This is a genomic window from Bacillus marinisedimentorum (assembly GCF_001644195.2).
GTDB classification, from domain to species: domain Bacteria; phylum Bacillota; class Bacilli; order Bacillales; family Bacillaceae_O; genus Bacillus_BL; species Bacillus_BL marinisedimentorum.
The window spans coordinates 39,402-55,589 of sequence record NZ_LWBL02000067.1 but is presented as its reverse complement, the minus strand read 5'-3'; the positions used below and the strand labels follow the sequence as shown (position 1 = coordinate 55,589).

At 47.1% G+C, this 16,188-nt stretch carries 14 protein-coding genes, 1 pseudogene and 2 riboswitches; of the genes and pseudogenes, 5 read left to right on the top strand and 10 right to left on the bottom strand.

The features are described from left to right. Nucleotides 1-441: 441 nt before the first annotated feature. From A4U59_RS22645 to A4U59_RS19055, 8 genes and pseudogenes are all read right to left on the bottom strand, one after another. Nucleotides 442-594: pseudogene (locus tag A4U59_RS22645) on the bottom strand (NUDIX domain-containing protein); the annotation flags it as partial. 153 nt (nucleotides 595-747) lie between these two features. Then, nucleotides 748-894: a hypothetical protein gene (locus A4U59_RS21505; RefSeq protein ID WP_157888228.1), complete on the bottom strand. Its 147-nt coding sequence runs from the start codon at nucleotides 892-894 to the stop codon at nucleotides 748-750. 211 nt (nucleotides 895-1,105) lie between these two features. Continuing rightward, nucleotides 1,106-1,690, bottom strand: coding sequence for a hypothetical protein (locus tag A4U59_RS19080; RefSeq protein WP_070121725.1), 585 nt, complete (start codon nucleotides 1,688-1,690; stop codon nucleotides 1,106-1,108). 163 nt (nucleotides 1,691-1,853) lie between these two features. Next, nucleotides 1,854-3,176, bottom strand: coding sequence for an NCS2 family permease (locus A4U59_RS19075; RefSeq protein ID WP_070121724.1), 1,323 nt, complete (start codon nucleotides 3,174-3,176; stop codon nucleotides 1,854-1,856). 171 nt (nucleotides 3,177-3,347) lie between these two features. After that, nucleotides 3,348-3,449, bottom strand: a riboswitch (purine riboswitch). An 87-nt stretch (nucleotides 3,450-3,536) separates the two neighbouring features. Continuing rightward, nucleotides 3,537-5,075, bottom strand: a complete 1,539-nt coding sequence (guaA, locus tag A4U59_RS19070; protein ID WP_070121723.1) for a glutamine-hydrolyzing GMP synthase — start codon at nucleotides 5,073-5,075, stop codon at nucleotides 3,537-3,539. A 339-nt stretch (nucleotides 5,076-5,414) separates the two neighbouring features. Beyond that, nucleotides 5,415-5,516: riboswitch (purine riboswitch) on the bottom strand. A gap of 35 nt (nucleotides 5,517-5,551) precedes the next feature. Then, a complete protein-coding gene (locus A4U59_RS19065) occupies nucleotides 5,552-7,726 on the bottom strand; it encodes a transglutaminase TgpA family protein (protein ID WP_070121722.1) in 2,175 nt (724 codons plus the stop codon). Beyond that, entirely contained in the window at nucleotides 7,723-8,940 is a 1,218-nt protein-coding gene (locus tag A4U59_RS19060) for a DUF58 domain-containing protein (RefSeq protein WP_070121721.1), read from the bottom strand. The genes A4U59_RS19065 and A4U59_RS19060 overlap by 4 nt, the downstream gene beginning before the upstream one ends. Then, nucleotides 8,937-9,905, bottom strand: coding sequence for an AAA family ATPase (locus A4U59_RS19055; protein WP_070121720.1), 969 nt, complete (start codon nucleotides 9,903-9,905; stop codon nucleotides 8,937-8,939). Before A4U59_RS19055 ends, A4U59_RS19060 begins: the two co-directional genes overlap by 4 nt. 570 nt (nucleotides 9,906-10,475) lie before the next feature. On the opposite strand from A4U59_RS19055, the gene A4U59_RS19050 reads away from it, so the two are divergent. Continuing rightward, nucleotides 10,476-10,724, top strand: a complete 249-nt coding sequence (locus A4U59_RS19050; protein WP_070121719.1) for a phage holin family protein — start codon at nucleotides 10,476-10,478, stop codon at nucleotides 10,722-10,724. A 104-nt stretch (nucleotides 10,725-10,828) separates the two neighbouring features. Here A4U59_RS19050 and A4U59_RS19045 read toward each other — a convergent pair whose 3' ends face one another. Continuing rightward, nucleotides 10,829-11,740: a cupin domain-containing protein gene (locus tag A4U59_RS19045; protein ID WP_070121718.1), complete on the bottom strand. Its 912-nt coding sequence runs from the start codon at nucleotides 11,738-11,740 to the stop codon at nucleotides 10,829-10,831. A gap of 213 nt (nucleotides 11,741-11,953) precedes the next feature. Between A4U59_RS19045 and A4U59_RS19040 the strand changes: the two genes are divergently transcribed. The 3 genes from A4U59_RS19040 (at nucleotide 11,954) to A4U59_RS19030 (ending at nucleotide 13,984) form a co-directional block, all read left to right on the top strand. Then, nucleotides 11,954-12,394, top strand: coding sequence for a cell wall hydrolase (locus tag A4U59_RS19040; protein ID WP_070121717.1), 441 nt, complete (start codon nucleotides 11,954-11,956; stop codon nucleotides 12,392-12,394). 459 nt (nucleotides 12,395-12,853) lie between these two features. Further along, entirely contained in the window at nucleotides 12,854-13,246 is a 393-nt protein-coding gene (locus A4U59_RS19035; protein ID WP_106406379.1) for a DUF3992 domain-containing protein, read from the top strand. Between the two features lie 252 nt (nucleotides 13,247-13,498). Then, on the top strand, nucleotides 13,499-13,984 hold the full coding sequence (locus A4U59_RS19030) for a CotY/CotZ family spore coat protein (protein ID WP_070121715.1): 486 nt from the start codon (nucleotides 13,499-13,501) through the stop codon (nucleotides 13,982-13,984). A gap of 146 nt (nucleotides 13,985-14,130) precedes the next feature. Here the strand turns inward: A4U59_RS19030 and A4U59_RS19025 are convergent, their stop codons facing one another. Further along, complete coding sequence (locus tag A4U59_RS19025) at nucleotides 14,131-14,481, bottom strand: hypothetical protein (protein WP_245680594.1); 351 nt, start codon at nucleotides 14,479-14,481, stop codon at nucleotides 14,131-14,133. Nucleotides 14,482-15,187: 706 nt separating this feature from the next. Here A4U59_RS19025 and A4U59_RS19020 point away from each other — a divergent pair. Next, nucleotides 15,188-16,063, top strand: coding sequence for a DMT family transporter (locus tag A4U59_RS19020; protein ID WP_070121714.1), 876 nt, complete (start codon nucleotides 15,188-15,190; stop codon nucleotides 16,061-16,063). The last annotated feature ends 125 nt before the right edge of the window (nucleotides 16,064-16,188 follow it).

The window sequence follows — 16,188 nt, the reverse complement described above, 5'->3', positions numbered from 1 at the left end:
TCTTAGACGCGCTTGACTTTTGTTTAGTTTTCAAAGAACAATCTATCAATTAATGAATCCGCCGCTTTTAACAGCGACTTTATAAATATACCATGTTCAGAACCAGAAGTCAATATCTTTTTTAAGTTTTTCATCCGTTAAGCTGAACAGGCTGTCTCGCGACAACGTTATTCAATTTATCACCTTTTTAAAGCAGAGTCAATACTTACTTAGCAATTTATTTAGCATTTCCTAAGATCCGCCGCAAGGCTTTCCTATTATAATGAGAACCTTATTTGACTACAAAGTGTTTCGGAGCGCCAACTCTATCATTTATTTCTTTTTTCAAAAACTCAGGATATAAGACAATTTCTCCAAGAGCTTTAACAGGCATCCACTGATAAAGCAGCCTTTTCCCTTCCCCCAAAATGGTTTTGTTTTAAAAGGGTATTCTTCATTAAACGATACCTCATAATAAAACTCTATTTCATGAACATTCTTCCCCTTGCAGACAAAGAAATTTCCAACGGACCAGAGCAGCCGCCCAACGTTGACTTCCACCCCAAGTTCCTCTTTGTACTCTCTTCGCAGGGTTTCTTGTGACGCCTCCGCCACTCCGGCTCTTCAACCAGGAAGCGACCAGTGCGGGCCGCCCGCTTCTTTATGTAAAAAGGACATGATCATTCACAAGGCATACCTTGGCCACGCGATAGTTAATGGAATCAGATAAACAGTGAAATCCCCCACTGTATCTCTCCTATCCTTGTTTTAATCGGATCTCACACAGGCCAAATACATGACAGGTCCGGTTTTCACGCGGTATAACGGCGTTTTCACACCGAAGACAACCAGTTTCACGCCAACAACCACCTTTTTCAAGCCGAACTCCTGCCTTTTCACGCCGAACCGGCGCATTCACGCCATAACACCTGTTTTTCACGCCGCAGCGGCTTTAATTCACGCCAAACCCACCTTCACGCCGCAGCGGCTTTAACCCATGCCAAACCGCCACTTTCACGCCGCAGCGACTTTAACCCATGCCAAACCGCCACTTTCACGCCGCAGCCCCTTACGTCACGCGCAAAAGCCCCTGCAATCATCTGCCGCAAGCGCCAAAATAACAGAATCATCCACCCTGCCTGTCTAACACCTCACCGTGTGCAGACAGGCCCCTGACCACCGTTCCGCCGCCAATGTCGAAATAATAGCGTTGTCCCTTGTGTTCAATTATCCGGGCCTCTTCAAATACTTCTTTTCCGATAACTGAAGTTTCCACTTTTATGATATCCGGATTATTTATTTCACCGAACACCACATGACGCTCATGGAGGCTATTTCCCTGTTCATCATCGTCTCTGAGATACTCATCATATACCGTCAGGTTCTCATTTTCGTAATGCATCCAGCTGTGGCCGCCGATGCTTGCCCGGCCTTTTTCTTCATCACCTTTGAAGAAAGCCGCTGCAAGCACTTCATGTTCTGCAAAAGGGAGCTGTTTTTTATCTGGATCAGTCGTATACATGACAGCAGTCACACCATCGAACAACCCAATATGGATAATGTTGTTGATTTCATACGGAACTGCCTTGTCCATCGCTTCCGGCAAACTGTCATATCTGCCTATTTCAAAGTCTGGCCGGACAAGCAAGAGCACTATAATCGCACAAATCATCAGAGCTGCAAATCCTATTCTTTTCATCTTTCTCCTCAACAAGTCATCCCCCTCCGGCCGAAAACTGGTAAATATATACTACAATCTTAGCATATGCCGCATTTCAGCTGGAAAGAAACTTCATATAAAAGATCCGACCACATAAAAAACCGGTCCCCTTGCGGATATTCCGCAAAGAAACCGGGTCTGTGATGCAAGTCTATTAAATAAGGAAAATGAAGTACAAAACAAAGATCACAAACAGCAAATACATAACCGGATGAATTTCTTTTGTTCTTCCTTTTGCAATCATGGTGATCGGGTAGAAAATAAAGCCGACCGCGATGCCGGTTGCAATGCTGTATGTCAGCGGCATTGCGATGATGGTCAGAAACGCCGGAACGGCAATTTCGAACTTGTTCCAGTCAATCTGGCCGAGTGATGAAACCATCAGGATCCCGACGATGATAAGCGCCGGCGCGGTAACAGGTGCCGTGACAACGGCCAGAAGCGGCGAGAAGAGCAATGCCAGCAGGAAGAACCCGGCTGTTACGACTGAAGTGAACCCCGAGCGCCCGCCGGCGGCAACACCTGCAGTCGACTCAATATAAGAAGTGGTCGTTGATGTTCCGAGCGCCGCCCCGGCAACCGTTGCTGCTGAATCGGCAAACAGCGCCTTTCCGGCACGCGGCAGTTTGTTGTCCTTGATCAGGCCCGCCTGGTTTGCGACTGCGACAAGTGTGCCCGCAGTATCAAAGAAATCGACGAACAGGAATGTCAGGATGACGACAAGCATTTCAATCGTGAAAATATCGCCGAAGTTCTGGAAAGCCACGCCAAATGTAGGCGCTAAGCTGGGCACTGCTCCGACTACTTTTGAAGGTGCATCGATAAGTCCGGCGATCATCCCTGCAATTGCAGTGATCACCATACCGAAGAAAATTCCGCCTTTTACGCCCATCGTCATAAGAATGATGGTGACAAAGATGCCGAAAACGGCAAGGAGCGTGTTGCCGGCAGTCAGATCGCCAAGCCCGACAAGCACTGCATCGTTTGCGACAATCAAGCCGGCGTTCTGGAAACCGATAAAGGCGATGAACAGTCCGATACCGGCTCCGACAGCATGCTTCAATTCTGCCGGAATGGCGTTGATGACTTTTTCACGCAAGCCGGTAAGGGTCAGCACGATGAAGATAAGTCCAGAAACGAGTACCCCTGTCAGTGCTGTCTGCCACGGAACACCCATTGTCAAAACAACTGTGTATGCAAAAAATGCGTTCAGCCCCATGCCCGGTGCCAGGGCAATCGGATATTTGGCCAGAAGCCCCATAATCAGTGAGCCGACCGCTGCCGCGATGGCAGTAGCGGTGAAGACAGCCCCCTGATCCATCCCGACCCCTGCCGGCAGATCCGGAACATCGCTCAGAGAAAGGACAGACGGGTTTACGAATAAAATGTACGCCATTGAAAGAAAGGTGGTCAGCCCTGCGACGAATTCTGTTCTATAGTTTGTGCCGAGTTCGTCAAACTTGAAAAACTGCTTCATTTTAAATCCCCCTTAAATGGTTAGCCGCACACTCCCGGAAACAGGGCCAAAGAGCAGGTCCGTGGTTCTCCACCTGGCATCAGGAAAGAAAAAATGCTCCCGGACAGCATGTCCGAGAGCATTCTAATACAAAGGTAATGGAAAAAAGGGATAGATGGGTCCCTGAATATAAATATCTCCATATACCCTCGTAGTCCAGCCATTTACGGCAGCCGGGTAGAAACTCTCAGGCCATATCCCCAAGAATATACGACGGTTTATCAGTATAATAATTAAGTTCTCGTTTATTCTAGCAATTCAACGAGTGTCCGTCAAGCTAAATACGAACATTTAAAGGAGAATTTATATTTTTATTCGTTTTTACTCCCATTCAATAGTGGAAGGCGGTTTGCTTGTCACATCATAAACGATGCGGTTTACGTGATCGACCTCATTGACGATCCTCGTAGAAATTTTCTCCATTACATCCCACGGGATCCGGGCCCAGTCTGACGTCATCCCGTCAACAGAAGTGACGGCACGGATGCCGACTGTGTAATCATACGTACGCGCATCCCCCATGACTCCGACGCTGCGGATGTTCGGAAGGACGGTGAAGTATTGCCAGATTTCACGGTCAAGGCCGGCCTTTTTGATTTCATCTCTCAGAATAGCATCAGATTCCCGGACAATTTCAAGCTTTTCTTCCGTCACTTCGCCAAGAACGCGGATGGCAAGACCAGGGCCCGGGAACGGCTGGCGCCAGACGATTTCATCCGGGATGCCCAGTTCTGAACCGAGTCTGCGGACTTCATCTTTGAAAAGCGTATTCAGCGGTTCAATCAGCGTGAAATTCATATCCTCCGGCAGGCCGCCGACATTATGGTGGGATTTGATTGTCTGCGCAGTCGCCGTGCCGCTTTCAATGATATCGGTATAAAGGGTGCCTTGCGCAAGAAAATCGATATCCTTCAGTTCGGCAGCCTTGTCATCAAACACGTAAATAAATTCGTTGCCGATAATTTTGCGCTTCTTCTCCGGATCGGAAACGCCGGCCAATTTCGTCATGAACCGGTCTTTCGCATCGATTTTGATGACATTCATGTTGAACCCTTCGCTGAACGTATTCATGACACTATCAGCTTCGCCTTTTCTCAGCAGGCCGTGGTCAACAAAGATACAGGTCAGCTGGTCGCCGATCGCCTGGTGGATCAGCACAGCGGCAACGGATGAATCGACCCCGCCGCTCAGCGCGCAAAGGACTTTGCGGTCGCCGACAAGTTCGCGGATTTTCTCGGTTTCCATCTCGATGACGTTTTCCATCGTCCACTCGCCTGCACATCCGCACACTTCATAAATGAAGTTTTTCAGCATGTCATTTCCGTATTCGGTATGGCCGACTTCGGGATGGAACTGGACGCCGTACAGGCCGCGCTCTTCATCGCTCATTGCGGCGATCGGACACGAAGGGTTCGTTCCGTCCACTCTGAACCCTTCCGGTGTTTCCATTACGAGATCACTGTGGCTCATCCAGACCGTCTGCTGTTCAGGCAATCCTTTGTAAAGCGGTGACGTATGCTGCAATGTCAATGTCGCTTTTCCGTATTCCCTGCTTTTGGCCCGTTCCACTACTCCGCCAAAGTGATGCGTCATCAGCTGCATGCCGTAACAAATCCCAAGAACAGGGATGCCAAGGTCAAAGATGCGTTCGTCGCAGCTCAATGAATCTTCGCCGTACACACTGTTTGGCCCGCCGGAAAATATGATGCCTTTCGGATTAAGTTCTTTAATCTCTTCTGCAGTCATCGTGTGAGGGTGCAATTCACTGTATACACCCAGTTCGCGGATTCTTCTTGTGATCAGCTGGTTGTACTGGCCCCCAAAGTCGAGGACAATCACCATTTCTTCTGGTCTTTCCATTTCTCCACCCCGTTTTTTCCATTTGTATTAGCGTATCCGGATTGCCGGCGGACTATAAGCCTTTGCCGGCCCCATATCCGAACTGTCACTCCGATGTCCATGATAATAAGAAAAGCGCAAGGCGCCCGCTTAGCGGCGTACGCATAAGAGGGAATCACCGCGTATGACGATAGCCGCTGGCGTCTGGAGCTGGACATTGATCTTGCTTAAAAACTTGTCCTTCCTTACCTAATTAAAAAAATAGAACCTGCCTCTTGAACAAGAAGGCAGATTCTATCCCGAAAAAACGGCCGAACTGCTGCACAGGGGCGGCAGCCGGCCGTAACACCCCTACGGACGGACTTTATCATCTGCCTTCATAGCCAGGCCATTTACGGTGACCCGGTAGAGACTCTCGAACCATATTATCGAGGATATACGAAGGATTAGTCATTCTATTAATTTGATGATAATTCTATCAATCCGCTTAAGGGCGGTCAAGACGCAAGTCTTCTGATTAAATTTTCCCATAATTCATACGATTTCTTCCAGCCTGCACTTGCATCTTCATGCCGGTACAGAACCCGCTCGTAATCACGGGTCAGCGCTTCCATTTCATGGAGTCCGAGCGTCTTGTCGACATGGCGGGCAAATTCGCTCAGCGTCTGACCTTCCCTGAACCGAAGGCCTTTTTTGCGTTCAAGCCTTTTCAGCAATTTCTGGTATGCTTCAAAATAAGCCCGTTCATCCTCACGTCTTCGGAAACGGTACAGCAGAAGGGCAGTTCCCCATTTATCCCTTGTTTTATAAAGGATAAATGCAACAGCCGCCAGAATGCCGGCTGCGATGGCCGCTGCCTTCCAGACGAAATCAAAATTGACCGATCCGCCCCCGCCGTTATCGGTGTCCTGTTCAAGCGCCTCGTCCGGCTCGACCTCCTCCGGCTGTTCTTCAGGGAGTTCCGTTTCGGTTTCGGTCTCATTCGGCATCGCTTGAAAGTCAAACGGATTCCGGAAGCCTCTTGTCGGTTCAAACGGCACCCAGCCGACTTCCGGGAAATATGCTTCCACCCATGAATGGGCATTGGCGTTGCGGATTTCATATATTCTTACACCGGATTCCGGGGTTTCAATATATTCACCCTGCGTATATCCTTTCACCCACCGTGTCGGAATATCTACAGCCCTGAGCAGCACAACCATCGAAGTGGAAAAGTTATCGCAGTATCCCTTTTTCGTTTCAAACAGGAATTGATCGACGTAGTCTTCGTTCTCATCCGGAACCGCGACATCGAGCGTTTCATAAATATAACCTTCATCCGTGAAATACTCCTCAATCGCTTTGGCCTTTTCATAACTGGATTCTTTGCCGGCCGTAATTTCCTCCGCGAGTTCCCTTACTCTGCCGGGAAGTTCTTCCGGAAGCTGAGTATAGGCCTCTCGGATGTCCGGGCTGACATTTTGTTCCGGTTCCATCAGCTTTTCAATCGGGAATTCCGGGAAGTCATATGTCATCGAGTAGGAACGGAGAATCGTATTCTCCCCGTTTCGCAGCGTCGTGAATTTTTCAGTTATCGGATTTTTCAAGAGAGATGTTCCATCAGGAAGCTGCACACCTTTTAAATCAACAGGATAAATAAGGTGCGGATATTTTGCGTTATCAGCCATCGTGATCGTCGTCTCAAGCTCTTCCGTATTCACACCTTCTGCCACGGTGTTGAGTTCGATTTGGGATGGATTGACCGGTACGCCCTCCGCTTCCTGTGACACTTCCCAGCCTTTCCCTGTGTATACATCTTTGGTTTCAACACGCCAATAATGGACATCTTCCACTTCAGCCGAAAAAACAGGCGTCTCATCGCCGAAGAACGGACCGCCAAGCTGGCTGTCATCTGCACCGTAACCGACTTTGCTTATGCCCGTATAAGACCCGGATCCGCCGCCCCCCTGGTTCGTCGCCGACTTCAGGAACGGAACAGGATCAGACCATTGCGGCGCCGCTTTCGGTGCGGTGAACCCGCCAAGCACCGCCAGCAGAATGACTGAAACCAGCGGAACCATCCAGAACATAAGGACCTGGCCGATCGGCATCGCGAATCCTTCTTTTTCTTTTATGCGGTTGAAATAAAGGATTCCCATCAGCAAAAAGCTGAAAATGACCGTTCTCACAATGGCAAATGTCGCATCATATTCGGTGAACGTATCAAGCACGGTCAAATAAATGATCGTGAACAGAATGAAAATGAATATCCGTTTCACCTGGACGACCCAGTAGAACATCAGGTATCCCATCAGCCAGAGTAAAACGAAGAAAAGAAGGCTCCGGAACAGATTCGTCATCTCCCACCAGTGCGCTTCAGAAATGAGTCCGATATTATAAATGAAATCATTGATCACAATCGGAATCCATGTGAACCTGAGAAAGGCTTCCTCCAAAAACAGGCTGTTCAACAGATAAAACATGACTGTACCTTTCAGCAGCAGGGAAACCAGCATATTCACATGCAAAAATGAAACAAAAAAACTGAAGGCCGCAAACATGACAAACACCGTCAAATCGCCGGTATCCGTCACTGTTTCAAGCGGACGGAGCCACTCCAGGAACAGCAAAAAACCGAGTCCGTATAATACAGCGTTCAACCAGTTCAAATAGCGCGGATTGTATAAGTTCATGGCTGCCTCACCTCGTCGAAAACCTTTTTGAAATTGTCCGAGCCGACGACTTTTACGATGATATGCTGGACACGGAGACGGTTTATCCGTTTCGTTTCTTCAGGGCCGAGCTCCCGCCGTCCTGTCATCAAAAACAGGTAAAGGGCGTGATTCCGGTAAGAAAGGTTTTCGAGCGTCCGGACAAGATCTGCCGGGAGTTGATGGGTGACAAGCATGATTGTGCTGCCGATCGGCCATTTCCCGATTTCCTGTTCAATGAGGTCGGAAAATGGAATGCGGCTGTCAGCTCTGACAGAAGCAAGGTGATAAAAAATTTTCTCCTCCTGTCCTTTCCCATAATTGAACGGCATGACGGTCCGCTCGCTCCCGATCGACAGGAAGCCGAGCCTGCCGCCCTGCCGAATGACAGCGCGTGCGGCGGATGCGGCAAAAACGACGCTCTTTTCGAACATGATCGGACTGCCGCCGGCGGTGCGATCGAGCATGATGGTCACATCATTTGTCTGCACCTGTTCGAATTCCTTCGTCATGATCGAATTTTTACGGGCCGTCGCTTTCCAGTCAATCCACGAAAACTTGTCACCGGGCACATATTCACGGACACCTGCGGCCATTGTCGTGTCACGCATTTTTTGAACGGTTGAGGCTACGCTTCCGTGTGCATATTTGTTTTCGATCTGACGGTAATGGATTTCCCGATACTGCGGAAAGACAAGGATATCGTCTTCAATCGGGACAGACAACTCTTTTTCCACCAGACCGAGCATGTCTCCCGTCTTCATGCGGATCGCCGAAAATTCATGGCGGCCCCGCTGGAGCGGATCAATCGCATATTCAACGGTGATGCTGCGCTTGAACCAGGGAAACACCACTTTTTTACCGCTGCTTTCCTGCTTTTTCAATTCAGGCGGCAGCAAATCTTCAACGTATAAGTAAACGAGCGGAAACGGCAAAATCCGGTTGATGCGGATCGTTACGGTCATTTTCTCACCTGCCGTGTAACGCTTTTGTTTCAGTTCCCGTTTCACTTGAAAAGCCGTCAGCCGATAAAAGCCGAATAAAACCGAATAAAGGGCAAAAGGAAGAAAACTGTAAAACAAGAACCAGCTGACGAAGCCGCCTTGAAACATGGCATATGCAAACACCGCCGCCACAATAATAAGCAGCAGGAAGAACTTGACTGAGAAGTTTGCATAGTGCTTGGCCTGTCTCATGACTTTTTCATTTCCCTGACAATCGGCACATTCGTCCGTTCGACAATTTCGCGGATGACGTCTTCGGGGAAACGCCCGTCGAACTTCGCTTCCGCCTTCAATAACACACGGTGGGCCAGCGTGAACGGCGCCAGGAATTTCACATCATCCGGCAAGACATAGTCACGCCCGTGGATGAGGGAAAACGCCTGGGCTGCCTTCATCAGCGACAGCGAGCCGCGCGGACTTGCGCCGAGCTGGATCAGGTTATTCGATCTTGTCCGATTAACAAGGTCAACGATATACCGCTTGATCGTGTCATCGACAAAAATACTTGTCACTTCTTCCTGCAGAGTAAGCAGCTCGTCCTTCGTTATAACCGGCTGAATCATTTCAATCGGATGGTCCCCCTGCACACGATTCAACACTTCAAGCTCTTCACTTGCAGTCGGATAGCCCATCTTCATCTTCAGTAAAAAACGGTCGAGCTGGGCTTCCGGAAGCGGATAAGTGCCTTCGTAGTCAATCGGGTTTTGCGTCGCCATGACGAAAAACGGCTTCGGCAAAATTTTTGTATCCCCGTCGACCGTGACACTTCCTTCTTCCATTCCTTCGAGCAAAGCCGCCTGTGTCTTAGGTGACGTCCGGTTGATTTCATCGGCAAGGACGATATTGCCCATCAGCGGGCCCGGACGGAATTCGAATTTCATTTCAGCCTGATTATAAATGGATACACCGGTCAAATCTGATGGAAGCAGGTCCGGCGTGAACTGAATCCGTTTGAAATCTGCGCTTACCGATTTTGCAAGCGCGCGCACGAGCATCGTTTTACCGACTCCCGGTACGTCTTCAAGCAGCACATGCCCCCGGGCAAGAAGGGCGGTCAAACTGAGAACGGCAGCTTCGCGCTTTCCGATCATTACTTTTTCAATATTATTAACTACTTTTTGAATAGCCGGGTTGTATTTTTCAACAGTATAAGCCATTTTTCTTACTCCCTCCCCTGTCTCTCTATCTATCGTATCATGTTCATTGCAGCTGCTGAACTGCGAACGCAGTCCCCTTTTGTAATAATTTCGCAATTATTTTGTAATTTCCTTTGTTTGGGGGTGAAAAAGATTTGTGCAATTGGAATGCGATATTTTTAAGGGGGCCTTCTATAAACAGCAAAAGAAGCACGCCGGATGATTAACGTGCTTCTGCCGCTTCCTTTTATTCAATTATGGTGGTTCACCCGAGGTCATGCTCCAGCTCCTTGATAGGACTCTCTGAAAATCCATCTGTTAGGAGCATACCCATAATTGATTGGCGGGATGATGACCATTTCTTCAGAATTTTTTTGCACTTCCCGCACACATGCTTCATAAGCCGCCAGGACTTGCTTCAGGGTGGGCTTTTTTACGCCACTGAACAAATAAGCAACGCCACCTGACTATATTTCCGGACAGCTTCATATATTTTTAAAAACGCACAATTCAATCATATACCAGCCGTATTAGGAACCGGCCGCCCCGGGAACGGGTCAGTCCATTATATATGGAGGGAGTTGCATCGACATGGATGTCATGCACTATTTAAATGAGAATTATATGTTCCTCGTGCCCGTGCTGTGGATTATTGGCATTGCCTTGAAGCGGACACCAAAAGTGCCGGATTGGATGATCATCTGGATCCTCTTTTTCGTATCACTCGCTCTCGCAGTCTTTTCTTTCGGTTTCACCCCTGATGCAGTCGTCAATGCGATCATTGCTGCAGGTGTGGCGGTGTTTGGGCATCAGCTGGTGAAACAGACGAAGAACAAATGAGGGAAACCCCGACAGAGACCAAAAACAGGAGAATTTATTGGGAATATGTAAGGAAGAGAACCCCAAATGCACATTACTGGGTTCTCTTTTTCATTATAACTAATTTAGTAGTACCTGCGGTTTCTTCCTTCCGCAGCCATTGCGTCCGCTTTTGTTTCATGGACGGTGCCGAATGGATGCTCGGGCGGCGCATAGATAACGTATACCTTGAGCGGAATATTTCCAGTGTTCGTCAGATTGTGCCATTTGCCCTCAGGAATCATCATGGCAAAGTCATCTTCGACCATTTCTTCAAAATCAAGATTATCTGGACGATCACCCATTTGGACAACTCCCTGGCCTTGCTCAACCCGGATGAATTGATCGCCTTCCGGATGAACTTCAAGTCCTATGTCTTCTCCGGGATTAAGGCTCATCAGTGTAACCTGCATATTACTTCCTGTCCATAAAGCAGTACGGAAATTCGTATTTTGCCTGGTAGCTTCATCAATATTTACGGCGAACGGATTTGCTCCATAATCCTGTAATTGAATCCTTGCCTCATTGGAAGATCGTAAGGAGCCGAATTGTGCAGCATGCCTCCTTTCATCGGTAAAAGCCCTCGAAAACACATCCCGGATAAGAGGATGATCTGTCACATAATAACGGCTCCGATATTCTTCACAGCCCTTCAATATTATTTCATGGGCTTTTTCCAACCCTTCCTCATACGTGTCAAAACGAATTTTTTTGGCCCGGTACACAGGCTGGCTTCCTGTCAGAGCTGTATACAGGTCAGTCAATTGCCTTAAATGAGACTTCTCATCCTCCAAAGCACGCCGTATGTCCTTTTTATGTTTGTCATCCGGCGCTACTTTCACTAATCGGCTGTATAAATCAATCGCTGACGTTTCATATTTGAGACCGGAAAGAATTGCATCAACCACAGGCTGGTGATTCCTTGCCATCCAGTCTCCGTTATAAGCTGCTCCGTTGGCATAGTAAGGATTTTGGTACGGGTTATTACCATTAGACATATCCACTCATTCCCTTCACAGAGTTCTGCCATCATCATATGCCCATTTGTTTCGGAACGTACTTCAATGCACTGGACACATTCATATCGGCAAAAAGCCATCAGTCTGTTTAACGCCGCATTTTTTACAGACATTTCCCTGGCGTGCCGATGTAAGGCAAACAAGCATTTTTGCAAGCCTCTGTCATAAAATTCTATGTAGGGGTGATAAAACATGGCAAGAGTAAAATATACAGATAGCGACGTTGCTTTAATGGCAAGGATGATGAGGGCAGAAGCTGAAGGTGAAGGCGGGCTCGGGATGCTGATGGTTGGAAATGTGATTGTTAACCGGCTAAAAGCGAATTGCCTTGACTTCAAAGATTTAAGGTCAATACGGGATGTGATCTTCCAGGTGCAAGGAGGAAATTATTCTTTTGAAGCCGTTCAAAAAGGCAATGTTTTTTACAACAGGGCAAGAAGCACAGAAAAAAGGTTAGCCAGACAAACCCTGGAGTATTGGAGACAACATCCTTCCAAGTATGCCCTCTGGTATTTCAATCCGTACGGCGCATGTCCCTCTCAGTGGTACGGCCAGCCGTTTACAGGGCAATTTAAACAGCATTGTTATTATGAGCCGGAGGCAAATACGTGCGAAGGGGCTTATAGATGGTAGAGAAGCGGGAGGGACAGGTCCCTTGTCCCCCCTCTTTTCCTTATCCTCATTTCTCCTATTGCTTTAGCTTTATCCATATATAAGGTGGCTGCTGTAAAAACAGCCTGCCTGGTTATACAGGACGTTAAAGAAAAAACCATCCTGACCGTTCAATAAGCGGCAGGATGGTTTTTTCTTTGGAAATCTGATAGTTTTGCAGAGCTTTTTTATGAGATGAACCATTTACACTCCCTGATTCTCCGTAATCTTTCTTCTTTCCAAATCAAGACAAGTTGCCGGGTTGTCGCCCGCAACGATTAAAATTGGACGAAATCGGCTGAAAAACAGGCTGGAGATTTAGACAGGCATACATGCGAAAAAGCTGCTTTTGCATTTAATAGTATCAGACAGCGATAGAAACTAGTTCCAGGAGTTTCCAAAATACTTGCTGTCTAAAAACCAAAGGAGGTTATTGATTAAGTGAATAACGGAAAGAACAATCATGACAATTGCTGCTTCAACTGCTGCAATGAAAAGGACCTTGTCCAGGATAAGATTTGCTGTGATTTTAGCGTAGCTGTAGGAGGTACGCCTACAGTGGTGTATGGCACAAATGCCGATCAGTGTGACACTCTTGTGGCTTCGGGAACGATCAAAAACTGCAGCCAGGCTAACATGACTGTTGCGTTTGTGAGAGGTGCAAACGTTGACGGGACCGGCGGGACTGCAATCAGAACAGCTGTTATCCCCCCAGGCGGATGTTTCGTATTCACGATCGGACGTTTTGATGTGATCCGTGCCACTACAGCCAACACTGAAGCGGCAGGACCTGCCCAGGGTGAACTTTGCCTCACTCCGCGTTATAAACTTTAATAAGGAAACAGTTCATCCTTTCTTTTAACGCACTAACAATGGGATGCCAGTTTCCAGACCAGGCACATGAGTGACTTGCTTATCGCAAAAGCCTCTGATTTTTATGCCACGTGATTAACAGATCGGAGGTTTTTGTGCTTTTTTTATTACCGGTGAAGGATTCTGTCATAATAGGCCGGTCATACAAACAAAACCAACTTCGATTCAAAGGATACTTAAAAAGCAGTTTGCTGGAAAAGGGGTAAGGAACCATTGGAAGGATACCGGAACGAAAATAGATGCGTGAAAGCCGTTTTGGAAAAAATAGCAGATGCTCAACGGAAAATTACTATCGATCCACGTGAGCCCTCTATACAGGCCTCAATTGACGAATCCGCTAAAAATAAGAAAAATACAATCCCATTCATCCTGTATTGCGGGTCAAAACCATTTATTGCACATGGTGTGATGCCTTCTGCAGATTATCGTCGGCAAAAAGGCAGTTGGCTCTGGTTTCCTACCTTTCTTTTTCGAGTGAAGGATATAAAAGGTGATTGCGCCTCTTTGGAATTATTAAAACTCAAAGAACACCCTGCATTCAAAACAATGAACACGAATGTGGAATGCACCCCTTGTTGTCAATTAGATTATGCAGAAATCGATGATTTGGTGCCAACAGGCATGCATATAACGGTCGATGTTTCATGTTTCAGTTCCATTCAATGCTTGCCGGCCTTATATATAGTTCCTGCCCTATAACGACTTAATAAGAATCTCCAGAACACATGAAAGAATCCATCCCTCAATCAGATGGATTCTATTTAATAAACAAGAGTGTGTCACTTCCTGATTTGGTTAGGGCTGCTGTTGCTTCCTAAATGGGAAGTTGATTTCCGCTGCTGGCGCTAAAAACACTGGAAAGAACGCACCGCGTTCGGATTGATGACATGATAAATCCAGCCTAACCTTCTCCATCTAAAACCGACGATTGTATTCCTTCCTACAAAGGTCGGGAAAAACCAAAAACTGCTGCCGTCCCTTAACCAAATATACGTGTTCCGGTACAAACAACTGCTCATGCCGGCGGGGCCGTACTGCCAGGCAGGAATAGGGGGTGAAAATGCCGGCGGCGGTCCCATAGGAGGAATGCCTCCGCCGGCCGGCGGCGGACCGAAATAACCTCCCGGGTACTGTCGGTCTTCACTGTTCCACTCATACATGTCATTGTCAAAAAGATACGGATCTTCCTGATACAAAACCAGCACTCCTCTCCATTGATTTTCTGTTCACTATATGAAGCTGGAGAGGATCGGGTGAATGCCTGTGAGTGCTGTCATTTCTGATCAAACGGATTTATAATGCAGCATATCCCTGATCATGACAGCTTTAAACCTATACCAGACACCGTTAATTCGTAATGTCTCCAAAAGGGACACAGTCTCACAATAAGCTCGTTACCTGGAACCCTTTCTCCAAACGTTGACAGAACACAGAAAACCCGAATAATGGCGCTTTTTACCTAATGCTTTTTATTCGGGTTATGATTCATTTTAAAGCTGTTGGCTTATTTACTTTTTGAGAAAAGGCCGACTTCTCCTTACTTCCCGAATGTAACATTCCTGGCAGCTGAGCCGTTCGCTGCCGTCACTTTCTCCATAAGCATGACTGTATCCAGTTTAAACTGCTCATTTTTCCAATATCACCATGTCAGCGTCACGCCCAACTTCCAGTCTGCCTTATTCAAAGCATCCACGGTATTGAATCCTTTATCCACAATCTGATTTAGGTTTAGGTATGAGAAATTAAAGGAATTACCGATTACAACTTTTTTAAAATACAAATGTTTGATTAGGAACGTAAAGAGGATTGTTAGGCCCTTGAATTTACGTTAGTAAGGCCGCGCTGGGTTTCTAATAGTTTGATCAAAAATTTGTACCATTACTTACCTTTAGGAGGTACACGATGAGATTTGCAGGTGTAGGCTTAGTTATGCTAGCCGCTATATTTTGGGGCATTAGTGGCGGGATTGCCGATATTTTAATGAACAAGGGCTGGGATCCCATTGTGATTTCACTTTACCGGGGGGCTGTTGGATTTATATTTTTTTCCGCGTGGCTTCTCTTTCGCTTCAGACAAAATTGGGTCTTCTCCACTCGTTTATCCCTTTGGTCCTTACTAGCGGGTGTTGGTGTTGCTGGAAATTTCACTTTTTATTTTTTAAGTATCCAGGCCTCGAGCATTGCTGTTGCCGCTACGTTAATGTACACTGCACCTTTATTCGTCCTGTTAATCTCCTTTTTATTCCGAATTGAACGTTCGACCTGGTTTAAATGGGGATGCATTTTCAGTGTACTTATTGGGATTATCCTGCTTACAGGTGCCTACAACACCGAATCGATGTCAGTGAGTTTTCTGGGGACGGCAACCGGGCTCGCTTCTGGGCTCTCCTATGCTTTGTTTATATTCGGGTTTAAAAATGCCTCTTCTATGGAAAATGAAAAACCGCAGACTATCTTAACGATCGCTTTTTTTTCATTTTGTCTCATCCTTATTCTTTTGACGGACAATGAAGAAGCAGTCAGTGTGTTGACGTCAAGCGACATAGGATGGTTTCTGCTATTAGGGATTCTGGGTGCTGGAATTTCATTTATATTTTATGTGATCGGCATTCGATGGACTGCCCCGTCAACTGCTTCAATGGTCGCTATGGTAGAGCCGGTGACAGCTTCATTATTTGGCGTTTTGCTTCTCGGAGATCATTTGACCCTCATTCAACTTCTTGGAATGGCACTCATCCTGGTTACGATCACCATACTTAGTGTGAAGCAGGCAGGCTGAATTGGGACAGGTACCTTGTCCCCCATCATTCAAAACGGAACAAGATACTCTCATGATTCAGGGTGGTATTCCTATTGGAAGCGGCCGGATTTCGTCTGGCAGTGATATTGTTTATTGACCAACCC